The organism is Limnofasciculus baicalensis BBK-W-15 (genome assembly GCF_024178385.1).
GTDB classification, from domain to species: domain Bacteria; phylum Cyanobacteriota; class Cyanobacteriia; order Cyanobacteriales; family Coleofasciculaceae; genus Limnofasciculus; species Limnofasciculus baicalensis.
This window is the reverse complement of sequence record NZ_JAMZMM010000006.1, coordinates 17,917-33,933: the sequence shown is the minus strand read 5'-3', so window position 1 is coordinate 33,933 and position 16,017 is coordinate 17,917. Positions and strand designations below refer to the sequence as shown.

22 protein-coding genes and 2 pseudogenes are annotated in these 16,017 nt (G+C 41.8%); 14 read left to right on the top strand and 10 right to left on the bottom strand.

Annotation, left to right across the window (positions count from 1 at the left end):
• Positions 1-19 precede the first annotated feature (19 nt).
• The 4 genes from cheB (at position 20) to gntT (ending at position 5,056) form a co-directional block, all read left to right on the top strand.
• A complete protein-coding gene (gene cheB / locus NJ959_RS01290) occupies positions 20-1,063 on the top strand; it encodes a chemotaxis-specific protein-glutamate methyltransferase CheB (RefSeq protein ID WP_254009930.1) in 1,044 nt (347 codons plus the stop codon).
• Position 1,064: 1 nt separating this feature from the next.
• Complete coding sequence (locus NJ959_RS01285; RefSeq protein ID WP_254009929.1) at positions 1,065-2,219, top strand: CheR family methyltransferase; 1,155 nt, start codon at positions 1,065-1,067, stop codon at positions 2,217-2,219.
• 5 nt (positions 2,220-2,224) lie between these two features.
• Entirely contained in the window at positions 2,225-3,277 is a 1,053-nt protein-coding gene (locus NJ959_RS01280; protein ID WP_254009928.1) for a chemotaxis protein CheW, read from the top strand.
• A 354-nt stretch (positions 3,278-3,631) separates the two neighbouring features.
• Positions 3,632-5,056: a guanitoxin biosynthesis MATE family efflux transporter GntT gene (gene gntT, locus NJ959_RS01275; protein ID WP_254009927.1), complete on the top strand. Its 1,425-nt coding sequence runs from the start codon at positions 3,632-3,634 to the stop codon at positions 5,054-5,056.
• A gap of 203 nt (positions 5,057-5,259) precedes the next feature.
• On the opposite strand, the gene NJ959_RS01270 is transcribed toward gntT, so the two are convergent.
• Complete coding sequence (locus tag NJ959_RS01270; protein WP_254009926.1) at positions 5,260-6,393, bottom strand: response regulator; 1,134 nt, start codon at positions 6,391-6,393, stop codon at positions 5,260-5,262.
• 355 nt (positions 6,394-6,748) lie between these two features.
• Here NJ959_RS01270 and NJ959_RS01265 point away from each other — a divergent pair, with 355 nt between their 5' ends.
• A complete protein-coding gene (locus tag NJ959_RS01265; protein WP_254009925.1) occupies positions 6,749-7,618 on the top strand; it encodes an alpha/beta fold hydrolase in 870 nt (289 codons plus the stop codon).
• Positions 7,619-7,883: 265 nt separating this feature from the next.
• On the opposite strand, the gene minE is transcribed toward NJ959_RS01265, so the two are convergent.
• The 7 genes and pseudogenes from minE to NJ959_RS01235 form a co-directional block, all read right to left on the bottom strand.
• Positions 7,884-8,186: a cell division topological specificity factor MinE gene (gene minE / locus NJ959_RS01260; RefSeq protein ID WP_254009924.1), complete on the bottom strand. Its 303-nt coding sequence runs from the start codon at positions 8,184-8,186 to the stop codon at positions 7,884-7,886.
• Between the two features lie 24 nt (positions 8,187-8,210).
• Positions 8,211-8,294 (bottom strand): annotated as a pseudogene (locus tag NJ959_RS30935) (glycosyltransferase family 2 protein); the annotation flags it as partial.
• A gap of 84 nt (positions 8,295-8,378) precedes the next feature.
• Complete coding sequence (gene minD / locus NJ959_RS01255; protein ID WP_254009923.1) at positions 8,379-9,176, bottom strand: septum site-determining protein MinD; 798 nt, start codon at positions 9,174-9,176, stop codon at positions 8,379-8,381.
• Complete coding sequence (gene minC / locus NJ959_RS01250; protein ID WP_254009922.1) at positions 9,173-9,964, bottom strand: septum site-determining protein MinC; 792 nt, start codon at positions 9,962-9,964, stop codon at positions 9,173-9,175. Before minC ends, minD begins: the two co-directional genes overlap by 4 nt.
• A 179-nt stretch (positions 9,965-10,143) precedes the next feature.
• Entirely contained in the window at positions 10,144-10,683 is a 540-nt protein-coding gene (locus NJ959_RS01245; RefSeq protein ID WP_254009921.1) for a pentapeptide repeat-containing protein, read from the bottom strand.
• A 16-nt stretch (positions 10,684-10,699) separates the two neighbouring features.
• Entirely contained in the window at positions 10,700-10,927 is a 228-nt protein-coding gene (locus NJ959_RS01240; protein ID WP_254009920.1) for a hypothetical protein, read from the bottom strand.
• A gap of 270 nt (positions 10,928-11,197) precedes the next feature.
• Positions 11,198-12,520 carry a four-carbon acid sugar kinase family protein gene (locus NJ959_RS01235; RefSeq protein WP_254009919.1) on the bottom strand — a complete coding sequence of 441 codons (1,323 nt, stop codon included), beginning with the start codon at positions 12,518-12,520 and terminating at the stop codon, positions 11,198-11,200.
• A 159-nt stretch (positions 12,521-12,679) separates the two neighbouring features.
• Here NJ959_RS01235 and NJ959_RS01230 point away from each other — a divergent pair, with 159 nt between their 5' ends.
• The 5 genes and pseudogenes from NJ959_RS01230 to NJ959_RS01210 all read left to right on the top strand — a co-directional run bounded on the left by NJ959_RS01230 (position 12,680) and on the right by NJ959_RS01210 (position 14,014).
• A complete protein-coding gene (locus NJ959_RS01230) occupies positions 12,680-12,916 on the top strand; it encodes a hypothetical protein (RefSeq protein WP_254009918.1) in 237 nt (78 codons plus the stop codon).
• Position 12,917: 1 nt separating this feature from the next.
• The gene (locus NJ959_RS01225) at positions 12,918-13,160 is read left to right on the top strand and encodes a hypothetical protein (RefSeq protein ID WP_254009917.1); all 243 of its coding nucleotides are present in this window, start codon (positions 12,918-12,920) and stop codon (positions 13,158-13,160) included.
• Positions 13,156-13,335: pseudogene (locus NJ959_RS01220) on the top strand (type II toxin-antitoxin system VapC family toxin); the annotation flags it as partial. The gene NJ959_RS01225 and the pseudogene NJ959_RS01220, both read left to right, overlap by 5 nt.
• Positions 13,336-13,374: 39 nt before the next feature.
• Positions 13,375-13,638, top strand: a complete 264-nt coding sequence (locus tag NJ959_RS01215; RefSeq protein WP_254009915.1) for an AbrB/MazE/SpoVT family DNA-binding domain-containing protein — start codon at positions 13,375-13,377, stop codon at positions 13,636-13,638.
• Positions 13,625-14,014 (top strand): type II toxin-antitoxin system VapC family toxin, encoded by a 390-nt coding sequence (locus NJ959_RS01210; protein ID WP_254009914.1) that lies wholly within the window; start codon positions 13,625-13,627, stop codon positions 14,012-14,014. Before NJ959_RS01215 ends, NJ959_RS01210 begins: the two co-directional genes overlap by 14 nt.
• A gap of 182 nt (positions 14,015-14,196) precedes the next feature.
• On the opposite strand, the gene NJ959_RS01205 is transcribed toward NJ959_RS01210, so the two are convergent.
• Positions 14,197-14,616, bottom strand: coding sequence for a pepsin/retropepsin-like aspartic protease family protein (locus NJ959_RS01205; RefSeq protein WP_254009913.1), 420 nt, complete (start codon positions 14,614-14,616; stop codon positions 14,197-14,199).
• A complete protein-coding gene (locus tag NJ959_RS01200) occupies positions 14,609-14,869 on the bottom strand; it encodes a hypothetical protein (protein WP_254009912.1) in 261 nt (86 codons plus the stop codon). The genes NJ959_RS01205 and NJ959_RS01200 overlap by 8 nt, the downstream gene beginning before the upstream one ends.
• Before the next feature lie 162 nt (positions 14,870-15,031).
• On the opposite strand from NJ959_RS01200, the gene NJ959_RS30035 reads away from it, so the two are divergent.
• From NJ959_RS30035 to NJ959_RS01185, 4 genes are read left to right on the top strand one after another with little or no spacing between them, the layout of a single operon-like run.
• The gene (locus NJ959_RS30035) at positions 15,032-15,157 is read left to right on the top strand and encodes a hypothetical protein (protein WP_256528507.1); all 126 of its coding nucleotides are present in this window, start codon (positions 15,032-15,034) and stop codon (positions 15,155-15,157) included.
• A 37-nt stretch (positions 15,158-15,194) separates the two neighbouring features.
• Positions 15,195-15,419: a RelB antitoxin-like protein gene (locus NJ959_RS01195; RefSeq protein WP_256528506.1), complete on the top strand. Its 225-nt coding sequence runs from the start codon at positions 15,195-15,197 to the stop codon at positions 15,417-15,419.
• Between the two features lie 2 nt (positions 15,420-15,421).
• On the top strand, positions 15,422-15,691 hold the full coding sequence (locus NJ959_RS01190) for a type II toxin-antitoxin system RelE family toxin (protein WP_254009910.1): 270 nt from the start codon (positions 15,422-15,424) through the stop codon (positions 15,689-15,691).
• Positions 15,692-15,700: 9 nt separating this feature from the next.
• Positions 15,701-15,880, top strand: coding sequence for a hypothetical protein (locus NJ959_RS01185; RefSeq protein ID WP_254009909.1), 180 nt, complete (start codon positions 15,701-15,703; stop codon positions 15,878-15,880).
• The last annotated feature ends 137 nt before the right edge of the window (positions 15,881-16,017 follow it).

Below are 16,017 nucleotides of genomic sequence, written 5' to 3'. Positions count from 1 at the left end.
AAACAACCAACAACAACCCATGCCTATTCGCGTTTTATTAGTTGAAGATTCCCGAATTTCTCTCACCATCCTGAAACGGATTCTGAACTCATCGCCAGAAATTGAAGTGGTGGGAGAAGCACGAAGCGGATTAGAAGCATTGCCACTAATTCCTCAAATCAATCCGGATGTAATTTGTACAGACTTACACATGCCTGAGATGAATGGTTTGGAGTTGACTTCTGAAGTAATGGCAAGTTATCCTCGACCAATTTTAGTGATTAGTGCTTCTGTACAAGAAGACGATCCTCATAATGTTTTTCAGCTTTTAGAAGCAGGTGCGGTGGATATTTTTCCGAAACCCCGTGCCGGAATGCTCGCGGATGATGAGGCGTTTAAGCAGCAGCTAATTGAGAAAATTATTGTCATTGCTGGAGTCAAAGTATTGACAAAAAGGCGTAAATTTCCAGTTAGTTTAGATCTAGCCAAAACTACTAATATTTCTAGAAATACCTACCCAAAACCCAAAATAATCGTCATTGGTGCTTCTACAGGTGGTCCTCAAGCTTTACAAGAGTTATTTTCCCATCTTCCCCCGGATTTATCTGTGCCTGTCATTTGTGTTCAACATATTTGTCTGGGCTTTTTACAGGGATTAATTGATTGGTTATCTGCCAGTTGTTCTTTGCCAATTGAGATTGCTCAACCGGGAGAAATGCCTAAGCCAGGGAGGATTTATTTTCCGCCTGAACAGCTACATTTAGAGTTAGATGAACGAGGTAGATTTTTTTGTCATAATGTAATAGATTTGGAAGGACATCGCCCTTCTATAACTGTTACATTTCAGTCTGTTGCTAAGTTTTATGGAAGAAAAGCTGTGGGGATTTTGTTGACGGGGATGGGAAGAGATGGGGCACAAGGTATGGAAGCACTGGCTCAAACTGGTGCTTGTACAATTGCTCAAGATGAGGCGACTTCTGTTATATTTGGTATGCCTAAAGAAGCGATCGATCTGGGAGCGGCTAAAGAGGTATTGCCGATTGGTGCTATCGCACATTTGTTACGGGAGCTTTTAGGAGATTAAGGTGTCAAATACTAACTTGTTAAGTGACGATCTTGGAGATGCTTTTATTCGGTTAATTGCCAAGCAGACTGGATTGGAGATCAGAGAGCGCGATCGCGCGGGATTGAGGGATAAAATTTTTTTAAGGATGAAAGCCTTAAATTTAGATTTCCCGATTAATTATTATCATGTCTTAATCGCGAATACGATAGAAAGCGATCGCGAATGGCAAAATTTTGTCACAAATTTAACTAATCTGGAAAGTTACTTTTTTCGAGACAAAGAGCAGTTTATTTTATTACGCGATCGCATTTTGCCTGAACTTATTCAACGGCAGGAAGATACCAAAACTATTCGGATCTGTAGCGCTGGTTGCTCAACTGGAGAAGAACCTTATTCTCTCGCTATTCTCCTCAAGGAAATCCTCCCAGATATTGAGGAATGGAATATCACAATTTTCGGCCTAGATCTCAATCATAAAGCCCTCCATAAAGCGCAATCAGGAATTTATAGGCATTGGTCTTTTCGACATGTAGATCCAGCTCTTAAAGAGCGATATTTTCAGCCAATTAATAATCATTATTGTCTAGATTCATTAATTAAAAAAATGGTTAATTTTAAATATTTCAACTTAGTCAAAGATCCACTGCCTCAGCCTGAAAATGAAATCCAATATTTTGATTTAATTGTTTGCCGAAATATATTCATTTATTTTGATTCATCTGCTATAGCCAAGGTCTTAGATAAATTTTACCATACCCTCCAACCATTGGGATATCTCATCACAGGTCATTCTGAACTTTACGGTCAAAATTTAAGCCAGTTTCACACAAAAGTATTTCCCGAATCAATCATCTACCAACGCCCAGACAATAACCTATTCCAGGCGGGGACACCGGAACAAAATTTAGCCCCTGGAGCAACATCCTCACCGAGATATAATGGAGTATCTCCTCCCACGGAACCAAATAATTTTACAGTCGAGTCTTTATTATTAGATATCAACAAAACCGATATCGAAATTGCCCAGGAAAAAAATAATCTCAATCTCCAGCAAACAGCACTTACCTTACTCAAGCAACTCCCTCCCGATACCAAACTAACAAAACTGGGAAACCAGACAGCGGCTGAACTCATTTCACAACTAGAAACAGCATTAAAATTGAGCAATAGCTAACCAAAATGAAAGAGCAATCCTATTTCACATTTCGCTTGAATAACTCCATTTATGGGATCGTAACGGGTTATGTAGAAGAAGTTTTTCCTTTGCCAGAATTAACATTAGTTTCATCCACAGATCGAAATCTGGTTGGTGTGGTGAATTTGCGAGGAGAGATGTTACCTGTAATGGATCTAAATCTCATCTTAGGGATGCCATCGCCAGACTATCAGGTAACTGATAGTATTCTAGTTTTAAGATGGGAATACTCCCAAGTTGGTATCATCGTTAATGAAGTTTATCAAGAGAGAAAGATCTCCCCAGATCAAATTACCACGGAACTCTCTAAGCATCAAGATGTGGCGGGAAGAGATAGCAAAAAAATTATTGCCGATTTACTCCGACGTGCTGGGGATATCTTAATTCTCAATAATCCCGAAACTTGGATAAGATCTGTAGAGATGGAACCCATTTTCTCGGAAATTCAGAATAACTATCCTGGAGATCCCTTTCAGTTATCAAACCAAGAGTCTATCTTTTGTCCAAATGCTACTCCAGAAGAACGAATAATTTTTAGGGAACGATCAGATAATTTAAAAGCCGCAGTAAATAGTCAGGAGTTAAAGGATTTAAAGCCAATCGCAGTTATTGTTTTAAATGATAATTTATTTGGAATTGATTTAGGGGTGGTGCGAGAATTTACTGATATCAGTAGAGTGACTCCCATTCCTTGTTGTCCAAAACATATTATTGGGAACATGAATCTGCGAGGAGAAATTCTCACCTTAGTTGATTTGCGGGGATTATTGACTCTACCGATGAATCCTATATTGGAGGGATATAAGGTAATGGTAGTGGATTTTGAGGGTATAGTTACTGGGGTAATTGTGGCAGAAGTTTCTGAGGCAATGTTATTTCTGAAGCCATCAGAAATAATGTCTATCCCGATAGGTATTCATCCCTTTAACCATCGATACCTTCAAGGTATGGCTCCCTATCAGGAAAAAACTATTGCTATTCTGGATTTGCCCAAAATGTTCCTTGAGGGTGGCTTAATCGTCGATGAGGTAGTTTGATTAATATCAATTCGGTTTGAGAAAGTCGGATATCCTTTTTAAATCTGGACAGAAGGGGAGAAGCTTTGATAGAGTATAGTTACAACAATTTTCAGAGATGGGATTTACAAAGAAACCCGGTTTCTTTGAGAAACCCGGTTTCTGGGGTGGTTTCTTTGAGAAACTGGGTTTCTGGGATGTACTTCATAAACCTCCAATCTTAAAACTTAGGCAAAGCCTCCATCTGTAGGGTGTGTTAGCGTAGCGTAACGCACCATCCTGACGATGAGTAGCGTCAGTGCGTAAGTAGTGCAATCTGCTGTAATAACTGCCTATCCAGAAGAAGTGCGTACTCTTATAACTAACGATTAATCTATGAAACTCACCCTTCCTTCTCAGTATGACTTTATCCCACGCTTTTCCCGGCTAGCCTTTGCCAGTATTATCTCTAATATCATGGTACCCATTTCCGGGTTAGTAGATTCAGCATTTCTGGGGCATTTGCCAGATATCAGTCAATTAGCTGGAGTCATCCTGGCGGCAATTTTATTTGAATATCTGTACCGGGTTTTGAACTTTTTAAGATCTTCTACCAACGGGATGACAGCCATCGCTGTGGGGAAAAATAACTCAAAGGAAATACTGCTAGTATTCCTACGGAATGCCTTCATTGCTTTAGCACTAGGCGCACTTATCCTCATGTTGCAGTACCCTTTACAAAAGTTAGGGTTTACTCTCCTAAGTGGTACTCCAGATGTGAAAGCAGCGGGTATTGCCTATTTTAATGCCCGGATTTGGGCTGCACCTGCTGTTTTAATCAACTTTGTCATGATTGGTTGGTTTCTGGGAAAAGAGATGGGTAGCAAAATTTTGCTCTTATCTATGGCAGGTTACCTTACTAATATGGTGCTAGATTACCTGATGATTGTCCAATGGGGCTGGGAAAGTTTCGGCGCTGGATTAGCGACAGCAATTAGTCAGTATGCGGCTCTCTTAGTTGGGTTAATTTTTGTTAGTTTGGAAATTCAGTGGCGAGATATCCCAACTGTCAGGAGACAGGTGTTAAGTTGGCAAGCATTTCAAGCTACTTTTGCCTTTAATGGAGACATATTAATCAGGACTTTAGTGCTTGTTTCTGCTTTAAGCATTTTTACTAACTTAAGTGCGGCAATGGGGACAAAAACCCTAGCTCAAAATGGTTTGCTGTTACAGATATTAACTCTTTCCCACTTCGGTGTCCAAGGTATCGGATTTGCTACCCAAAGTTTTACCGGACAATTTAAAGGCAAGGGGGAATATAATAAGTTAAGATCTTTGGTTGGGGTTGCGGCAATCTCTAGTTTATTATTTGCACTTCCTTTTGCCCTCAGTGCTATCCTTTTTCCCCATACTATATTTAGCATATTAACCAATCATGGTGAAGTAATCGAAGATATCAATCTCTACACTAACTGGTTAATACCTCTCTTGGTATTTAATGCTATTGGTTTGATGTTAGAAGGATATTTCATTGGTTTAACAGAAGGTTACGCCATCCGCAACGCTGCGTTAATTGCTATGGGAGTAGGATTTGCACCCATTGCTACAGTTGCCTGGTATTTTCAAAGTAACCACCTCTTATGGTTGGCGATTTCTTTATACATGGTAATGGTTGCGATTGTACTTGGCGGATTAGTGCCAAATACTTTGAGAATTAGTATTGATGAGGACATTATCTCTTCTTTACCTATCAAAGCGGAATCTTTGGCGATAGCATTGCCAACGATAACAGCAACAATTGAGCCGACTTCAACCAGTTGATTGAACTAAATCAGGACTTACGCAAAATCTGTCATTAAACTCCATATATAGTAGGGTGCGTTACATAACGCACCCTACAGATAGCCTAACTGCGTAAGTCCTATAAATCTGGCCTCTTCAATCTCTCTCTGTATTGACACTCCCTGCCCCTCATCACCCATTCACCCATTCAAAACCAACAACCAACAACCAACAACCAACAACTATTTTCTCAAATATTTATGAATAATTTGCAGCAATTCTTCCTCCTGTGGCGGCTTACCTAAAAACTCAGTTGCGCCCACTATCTTAGCCCTAACGCGGTCAATTTTAGTATTCTTAGCAGTCAGGATAATAATCGGCGTATCCTTAAATGCAGGAGTATCCCGCAAAAATTTACAGATGCTATAACCATCCGCATTAGGCAAAAGTAAATCGAGCAAAATCAGATCCGGTTTGTGTTCGATTAATTGACCAAACCCTCGCATCGGTTCAGGAATACTCAACATTTGATACCCGGCTGATACCAACATTTTTCTTAAGGTGTGAGCCAAGACTGGACTATCATCAATACAGGCAATTAGAGGCTGTTTTTGGTTTAATGGAGTTGGCTTAATTTCTGATATTGGGCGAGTTACAGGAACTACTTCTTTAGCCGTTGGTACTGGTAAATCTGGGATCTCTTGAAATTTAACTACTCCCTTTGCTACCAAAGGAAGCAAGGAACAAGTAACTTGAGCCAGCGATTTTTCTAGCCCAGAAGAAATATCCCACAGGGTAGATTTCCCATTAAGATACTGTGGTAAAATTGGGAGTAATTGACCATGGGCACTCTCTAACAAAATAGGTGCCAAATTTGGGTTAAGCTTATTTAAACCAGCATCTTCCCATTCTTCCTGGATCTGCTGTGCTGTAGCAAGCACGCTCTGGATTTCATTAGCCGACAAAGCAACAACTCGGCTGAAAGTTGATAGCGTATTTTGATGTGGTTTCCAGTCGCTGGTAAAGTCCGAACAGTTACTTAGCTCAAACAAACATTCTTGGACAACTGTACGAATCACAAACTTAGCTTGGATTAGGCTCAAATGCTTTTCGCTGAATCCACGATCGAGAAGCTGACATTCCCAGGCGCGAGATCCCGACAATTGAGAAGACTCACTACGCCAATTCCAGCTAGGGCGATGCTGTTTTAAGGCTCTTTCCCAGCGTCTCACAGGATGAATCCCACCTGTAGAATAGAGTAACTGACTGCGAACAAGATAAAGATGCCAAACATTATTATTGTTTCGCAAGATTAGCTCTCCATCGCCATGTTTACTTAGGTTTTCTAATTCTTTACTCAGTTTTGTTAGGATCATTCTTGACAAGTGCAGTAATATTTATTAGGAGATTCAAGATTAGAACGACGCGATACCCTGAGACTTAAAGTTCTGTTTAAATGTAAGGATTCAGCGATAGCGATTCATCAATCAGTTTGAGAGAGTATCTTTGAATTTGACTGCTGAATCCCCAGATTTAGATATAGCAGCAGACAGATAGTTAATACAGACGGAAAAAGCTCAAACTCTTGTTAGATAAGCTTTCTTCCCCTGTTAAGAGTTAAGAGTTAAGATTTCCCTGCTATAGCACAGACCTCCCTGAGATCTTATCTCACGCTTCACTCATTTGGCGAGTTGAGGGATGATTAGGTATCTATGAATACCCAAAAAAGTCATGTTCGAGCAATTCACCCACCACCGAATTCCCACTTCAGGTGCAACCATCAATCTCGTCAAAGGAGGTAAAGGAGTACCACTACTACTGCTCCATGGTTATCCACAAACCCACGTTATCTGGCATAAAGTCGCTCCCCTATTATGCGATCGCTTTACTGTGATTTGCTCAGATTTACGCGGCTATGGCGACAGCGACAAACCGCCATCAGATCCCACCCATTTTACCTATTCCAAACGAGCCACAGCCCAAGATCAAGTGGAAGTCATGGCTGCTTTAGGTTTTGAGCGCTTCTTCGCTGTAGGACACGATCGCGGCGCACGGGTATTACATCGCCTTATTCTAGATCATCCTGAACGAGTTGAGAAGGCTGCTGTTTTGGATATTGTCCCCACTCGCACAATTTTTCAAACTGTAAATAAAGAGTTAGCTATTGCTTATGAACATTGGTTTTTTCTGATCCAGCCTTACGACTTTCCCGAGCGATTAATCGGTAACAATCCGGAATTTTATTTAAGAACAAAATTGAAACAATGGAGTGCTAATCCAAATAGTTTTACTGATGAAGCAATGGCAGAATACATTCGCTGTTTTAGCAATCCAGCAACTATCCACGCTACTTGTGAAGATTACCGCGCTGCTGCTACTATCGATCTGGAGCATGATGAAGCTGATATCAACAGCAAGATTCAATGTCCTTTACTGGTACTATGGGGAGCTAAAGGAGTAATGGCACGTCGCTATAACGTACTAGAAACTTGGCGAGAACGAGCCATAAATGTCAGGGGGAAAGCTTTAGACTGTGGTCATTTTCTCCCAGAAGAAGCACCGGAAGAAACAGTTGATATGCTACTAGATTTCTTTAATTAAGAGTAGTCTTTAAGGATCAATAATGAAAGTTCGCCTAATCCTAAACAATTTTGGCAAGATTATCGCACAGCCCAGATCCTTTATTGTTACTATTTAGTGTTTTTCTGATTACTGGTGGTACTAGCCACCTGATAGAAGCGTCAATCCTGTGGCACGATAACTCATATTAAACACTGAGGAAAATCGACAATGAGTACTGAAGTTTCTATTTATTGCTCTCTGTGGCATCTAGATTCCCTTTGTGGCCTTTTTTAGCAAACCCTATTTAAGGTGTCTCTACAGAAGGTAATGATTCTTGTACCTTAATTCGGCGAATAGGCAAATTAGCAATTAAAGCTGTTGCTCTTTGATTGCTTTCTAGGGAAAACTCCAATCCATCAGTATCAAGTTCCACATAGCGAGAAACTACTTCTAGGATTTCATTACGCATCGACTCAATTATCTCAGGATTGAGGTCAGCGCGATCGTGGGCAATGACCAGTTGCAGGCGGCGTTTGACTTCCGCGCGACTGTTACTGGCACTACTCCAGGGAAAAAGTCGTTCGAGAAGGTCGCTAACAGTAATCATGGGGGTTGCATCAGTGGTTGTTTGTTATTTGTTGTTTGTTATTTGTTGTTTGTTATTTGTTGTTTGTTGTTTGTTATTTGTTGTTTGTTATTTGTTATTTGTTATTTTAAAAACAACTAGCAACTAATAACTAAGAACTAACAACTAACAACTAACAACTAACAACTAACAACTAATAACTAACAACGAAGTTTAATTGCGGAACATGCGCAGGATACGATTGAGCAGACTATCGTGTTCTGCCATAAGATCCAGTAGGGGAACCCGTTCACCTTCTAAGCGCCGAGCAATATTTTGAACTGCGATCGCAGGTAACGTTAGGTTTTCTGCTAGAGTCAAAGGTTCCCCTTTGTTACTAGAGACAATTACTCTCTCGTCATCGGGAATAACTCCAATCAGGGGAATAGCCAGAATTTCCTGAACATCTTGGACTGACATCATTTGATCCGCTTGTACCATCGCAGGTTTGAGGCGGTTGACAATCAAGTGGATGCGCTTAATATTTTGAGCTTCCAGTAACCCAATAACTCGGTCAGCATCTCGGACAGCAGCAATTTCTGGTGTTGTGACAATTAAAGCTTCCTTCGCAGCAATAATTGCGTTGCGGAATCCCATTTCAATCCCGGCTGGGCTATCAATTAATATGTAATCGTATTTCTGGGATAATACCCCGATGAGCTTTTTCATTTCTTCGGGGGTAACCGATTCCTTGTTGCGACTTTGAGCCGCTGGTAGCAGTACTAGTCCATCCTGCCGCTTGTCTTTAACCAATGCTTGCTCTAGGCGACATTGACCTGCTAAAACTTCCATTGCCGTGTAGACTACTCGATTTTCTAGACCGAGGAGCAAATCCAAGTTTCTCAGACCAAAGTCAGCATCGACTAGCGCTACTGTCCTGCCTAAACGAGCAATCGCCACGCCTAAGTTAGCAGTAACTGTAGTTTTCCCCACCCCTCCTTTACCGGAGGTGACAACAATAATACGACTCATGAATTTAACAACAAGTGGGTCTTAGAAAAATCCGAGGCTCTAGCAATCCGAATTCCTTCTGGCGTTACATAAGCTACCTCTGGATAAAACTGAGTTGGTGGCGTTTCTGGCGATCTAGCTACAGCGTCGGCTATTCTTAGCTGGGTTGCTTCCATTTTCAGCGCCATAATCCGACAAGCTCGATTCCCCTGTGCCCCGGCGTGAGCAACTCCCCGCAGAGTTCCCCAAACGAGAATATCTCCGGTGGCGATTACTGCACCGCCTGGATTCAAGTCTCCTAGTATAACAATAGTACCAGGATGACGAATCTCAACCCCAGAACGTACTGTCATTTGCAAATAGAGGGGATCTGCTAATATTTGAACTGGTTCTGCTGGGGTTTGACTGAGAGAATAGGTGAGGGATTGTTGTTCCACTGAGTAACCCGCAGTTACAGCAGCAACGGCAGTCTGTCGCCGACTGGTGTAAATCCGCACCAATTGGAGTTCTACTTCACCCAATCCGTCTGCGATCGCCTGTAGCTTCAGTCCATCTAGTAGTTGGTCTCCCCCCATCAGATGGACGGGCGATTGAGGCTGCCAAAAGCGCGAGCCACCATTGAGACGATGCTTGAACGACTCCCACAGATCGGACCAAGTTACAGTATCGGTCATTTCTGCTGTTGGTGGCAAGATTAATAAAATTCGATCCCCTTCACTTTTCAAACGGACTTGGCTATTGCAGTCCACTGGGGATGTGGTGGGAGAAGCTGTTGAAACAATAGATTGTTGCTCGGAATCAGAAGTCATGAAGAAATAAGTTTAGCGTCGGCAACCCGACTAACTAAACAATATCGTACCCTACTCGGAGAGATGGAGAGTTTTGAGTTTTGAGTTTTGAGTTTTGAGTTTTGAGTTTTAGACTAAAATTCTTCTACCCCTACTCCCTGCTCCCTGCCCCTCGCTCGGCCTGGGGAGATTTTAATTTGTCACTTATTTCTGCCAAGATGTCCATTACTGGCCACACTAAGTAAGCTGGAGTGTTTGCTGCTAAAGACAATCGAGCCATCTGGTAATATTGCTCCACCTAAATCGACTCCTGTTAGGTTTGCTCCTGTTAAGTCTGCTCCTGTTAAGTCTGCTCCACGCAAGTTAGCTCCTTGTAAGTTTGCCCCTCGTAGATTTGCCCAATTTAGCTCTGCTCTCTTTAACTTGGCTTTACTTAGGTCGGCTCTATTGAGGTTTATTCCTGTTAGGTTGGCTTTTTCTAGTACAATATTGGCAAGATTAGCCTGACTGAAGTTTACCCCGCTTAGGTTTACTCTGTTCAGGGTTTGATCGCTGAGGTTGACTCCACGAAAATCCCGTTCTCCTGCTCCATACTGTCTGAGGAGTTCGTCAGGGCGAATTTTTAAAGCTCTAAATTTTGCTTCTATAGGTTTTTGCTGAGGAGCAGTTAAGTTTTGATTATGATTACGGATTTCCCTATCGCGAAGCGCTGTTGCCTTTTGCCGATCGCAAACTTGCATATTATTCGGCCCAGATCTATTTACATTTTAAAGTATCTGGTATTCCTCCTGCCGATTTCCGGATGGCAGTCACAATAATCTGCGATCGCGATCGCAGATTATTGTGTTTTAAGTTATTTAAAAAATAAACGAGTCGCAATGGTAGTTCATAAGGAAAGCACTTGTTTGGACGAAAAAAGCTTAAAACTATTATCTTGCATACCTTCTCGCTTGATTCAACAAGCCCTAATTTGAAAAATTTCATATAAGGTTGTATTATTGAAGCAGACTCCTGAAGTTATCTATATTATTTGGAACTTTAAACCTGCATCAGAAAACGGCAATTCCTACTTTGGAACGGACACCTTTGTTGTCCAGCATGGCACAATTAAATACCAAACTATTGCTTCTGAACTGTATAAAAAATATCAAGTGACTGGTGTAAGCACGTAGACACACTGGTGGACTATCTCAAGTTTGCTGGGGTTCGTAGTGAGCGTGGCAGGGACACAGCCCAACTACGAACTGCGATCTATTAATTAGCCGTAAACCTTTGGTAAGTAGTGGCTAAAGCATCAGCATCTCCCACATTGCCAGGAAATAGTACAACTGGTAAATTAGGAAATAAAGGATGATCGTCTGGAGTTCGGACAACTGAGCATCCAGGAATAATTTGACCAAGTAACCTGGCGGCTCTTAATGATAGTCCTGTACTTAAAACATCATTAGAAGTAATCCCACCTTTACTAATTAAAAATCCGATATCCGAAGGTAAACCACGGACGATATCCATTAATAATGCGGAAACTGCTAAACCAAAATTTAGCCTTGTGTCCACATCTTTAAATACTAGTTCCTGGCGACTGGTATAAACCACAGGTGTCTTGCCATTATCGTGAATTTCTCGAACCAGTTTTAGAGTATTTTCTAATAGTTCCTTCCGTTGTATTGCCGATTCATCCAGTAAATGAGCTACATCTACTTCCACACCGACAATTCCTGGTACTTTCAGGAGATATTCTAACTGTTGAGTTGTTTTTTTAACATGAGAACCGACAATTACTGCTCCTGGTTTTCCCTCTCGCACGTATTGTGCCATATCTGCTGCTGCTACGGGTTGGGTTCCCAGATTGGCAAGAGAGGTTAATATACTTGCAGCAGAGCGAAATAGGAAATGTTTTCCTTGGGCGGCGGCAGTTAAAATATCGGCGGCAAATTTATCTAAATCTGCTTGATTTTCCCCATCAACTACGCAACATTGATTGTCGGTAAGTTGTTGGAGACGTTGTAAACTTCCTTGGCGAATATCTTCTAGGACAAATCGCTCTACGCTATCGCTTTTAATGCGACTTTTAGTTTTCTCTTCTACATAATCTGGTAAGTAGCTATAGTGATAGCTAAAAACGGAGTCGCGGGCAAACTCGGTTTCGTGGACGGGTGTGGGGATACCATCTATTATTAAATAATGGATGCTTTCGCGGGTGATTCGTCCTCCTTCAAAGAAGGCAGGCACTAAGAAATGAGCATCGAATGGTCCTACTTCTTCGGCAATTACATCGGTTTCTACTGGGTAATGTCCGCGCAAGGTGGAGTCAGAACGACTTACTACTAGAAAATCTGTTATCCCTTCAGCATCTAAGGCTATTTTGAGGTTATGGCAGACTTCTCTCGTGACAACAGTTGCTTGTTCTGGTGTCAGCGCTCTGGTATTTGTTAAGATAAAAAAGATGGGAGAATCATCTCTGAGTCCCAGTTGCAATGTGTCTGTATCCCAACGGGTTAGCAAGAGGCAACTATGAACGGTTTGGGAACCTGTGGGGTCATCATCTAAAACGATAATTTTGGGTTTGGTGGTCATCAGTTGTTACTTTTCGGTGATAATAAGATTATTGCCGAAAAGGGGCTAAGAGCTAGATCGATCGCCAGAAACCTTTGTCTATTTGCCACTACGGGATAGCTACGCTAAAACGATAACGACTCACGATCGCGATTTGGGCTTGTTGGTGCGATCGCGCTTTTGTCCCGGGAGGACGATCGCGATCGATTCAATCATCCCATTAGCATAGTGGAAATGGATCGGATTGTGAGTGGAAAAAGAGGTTGGGTAAAATGCGTCAAGTTAATCTACAAGATTTGCGATCGCAAATCTTATACCCAGGCATCGCACCCCTTGAGTAAAGCTCTTCAGATCGTAATAGTAGAAGCAGACTGCTCTGGTGGTAAGCTAGAATTGAGCGAAGTTTCTGGAGTCTGATATGGAAACAATCAAGCTGCGAAAGCATATTGGCACAGATGGCATATTGCTTCTCCAAATGCCCGCTGAGTTTAATGATACTTCTGTTGAAGTGGTAGTAGTTGTACAGCCTCTAATATCTGAGAAAGTTAAACCGAAGTATAACGCTTGGGGACAACTGACTACTAAAAAATCAATTCAAGGAGCAATTACCAAAATGCGACAACTTCGGCAAGAAATTGCCCTGGATAAAAGTTCAATCTAATGCACTCTCATCAACTCTAGCATTAGGACGAGAAGAAGGTTTAGCTGCTTATGATGCAGCATATTTAGAGTTAGCAATGCGATTGAAATTACCGCTGGCAACACTTGATACCCGGTTGGCAGAAGCGGCAACTCGCTGCGGTGTGGAGTTGGTGGCATTTGTCCGCTCGTGCTAAAATTTTGATAAAGTTATTACTGGTTGAGCTAAATTTTCCATGGAAATAACACGCCTCTCAAGTGAAGGTAAACTGATTATTCCTCAAGCTATGCTTGATGCTCATCGCTGGGAAAGAGGGCAGGAACTAATCGTAATTGATATGGGTGATGGGATTCTGATCAAACCGAAAAAGCCTTTTGTGGAAACTACCTTAGCCGATGTGGCAGGATGCCTGAAATATCTGGGAAAGCCTAAGAGTATTCAGGATTTAGAAGAAGCTATTCGCCTTGGTGTACAGGAGCAATGGCATGATATCGGTTGATACAAATATTGTGGTACGACTTTTGACACAAGATGATGAACAGCAATACCATAAAAGTCTCAATTTATTTCAAGAAGAAGAAGTATTTATCCCAGACACCGTAATTCTGGAAACTGAATGGGTACTCCGTTTTGCTTACCAGTTTAACCCAGTAGAAATTTGCCGAGCATTCCGGAATCTTTTTGGTTTACCTAACGTCCATCTGAAGAACCCTAATTTAATGGCACAAGTATTACAATGGCATGAGAATGGTTTGGATTTTGCTGATGCTTTGCATCTGGCAGAAAGTCAGAATTGTGCAACAATATATACGTTTGATAACAAGTTTGTCAAAAGAGCTAAAGGCTTAACAGAGTGTGAGGTTAAGGAACCTTGATTGACTGTGCGACTATATATGAGATAAATAAGGGTACAATCGCTCTTTCTTTTCCTGCTCGGTAGGCGCTTCACGCTTTCTCGATAGAAATCTACAAGATTTGCGATAGCGAAGCGCTGACTTGTCAGTTCGCGAAGTGCTGCTACAATCAGATCGCACTGTATTAAGAGCCTTTTTCTGACTTAGTTTTCCCTTGGGTAAACCTCAAAAGCTAACTCGTGACGAAAAAAACAGACATTAAACTCCGAGAAAAAGTTGAGGTGTCCAAGGATTACAGGTGCATCTGTCGAACGAGTCCAAGCAAATGCAAGCAAGAGGGGCGAAAACTGAGCAACTGTACCCGAAAGCACCAATCCCCGCGCCTCACTGTGAGCCAAATTCCCGCTCAATTGAATAGGAACGGTTTGCTGTTCCCATGTTGCCCCTAGTTGCAGACCAATCTGATAAGGCAAAACGTTGACACTTGCACCCGTATCCAACAATGCCATCACTTCTAGGGAGTTGCTGCCGTTGGAGAGAGTAATTGGCAAATATGGCATGATACTCGATCGCCCAAGGCTATCAATTCGCTCTATAAATGGAAATCGCTGACTATTAAGCATGAGCTGATTCTTGGGCGGCAAGTAGAAGTTCTGATAATGCTTGAACTGATTCTCCATCGGCCTGTGGAGACCATACAACGGCACTCGTTGATGCTAGTTGATTCAGAAGTACATTTTCTGAATTAGTATGTTCAGCAGGTTCTAGGCTGCATCCTTGTTCCTTAGCAACTGCAAGTAGGAGAAAGTGAATGAGTCGCAGTTTATCTTGATGAGATAATTGATCGACGGTGGGTAAAAGCTCGCTGAGAGGCATATCGCTTGTTTAAGATTACATACATTTATTTTAGCCTTTAAACTCGCGTTTTAATGGCGATCGCTCTTGATGCGTGATGGGCGATTCCCTACGGGATAGCTACGCTTCACGCACTCCGTACAACGATCGCACAGTTTGGTATTTGGTGCGATCTTCGCACTTTTGTCTATTACTCTTGTTCAGAAAAACAAAGGGCGATCGCTCTTTATCCGTGATGGGGCGATCGCCTGTTCATTCAATAGCACCTATGCGATCGGTCAAGATACTGGCAAAGGTGAACAGCTTTGAGGTAAACTAGAATTGCTCGAAGTTTCTGGAGTCTGATATGGAAACAACGTTAAATATTGAATATCTTACGAACAAAAACGGAGATGTAAGCGCTGTAGTGATTCCTATTAAGCTATGGCGACAACTACTACCTAATGAAGAAGTTTCGGTAGATCAACTTGCGGTCGCGGTAGAAGATTATTGCATGAACAAAGCAATGGATGAAGCTGTTAATACTCCCTTGTTAGAACGATCGGAAGCCTTAGCTTATCTGGAGGAATAATCTTGGAAGTTCAATACCGTCAGGCTTTTCTAAAAGACTTGAAACAACTGAAGAGTTCCACATCATACCAACGCATCTATGAACTGGCTTTTATAACTTTAGAAGCAATCAACACCTTGGAGGAGATTCCTGACATTAAAGCGATGCGAGGTTACGCTGGTAGGTATCGCATCCGCATCGGCGATTACCGTATTGGCATAGAGATTAACGGAGATGTTATAGAAGTTATGCGTGTTTTACATCGTCGGGAATTTTATCATTATTTTCCGTAAATAGTTGGAATGAAGATTCGTAAAGGAGAAATGCGATCGCTATTAATACGTGATGGGCGATCGCTACCCGTACAATCATCGTACTGTTTGGTATTTGGTGTGAGGGGCGATCGCTCTTTCATTTTAGGCGATCGCGTAGCGTTCCGCAGGCATTCGGTTATCAGAAGAAAGAAAGAGCGATCGCTATGAGTTTTGATTGGCGATCGCTCTTTGTAGAATCATCACTAGGGCTGAGATTCTACATTATTTTTCTGAGATTCTCCCTTGTTTTCCTTTGTTTCTAAGTTAGTTACCTTTGTTTCTAAGTTAGTTACCTTTGTTTCTAA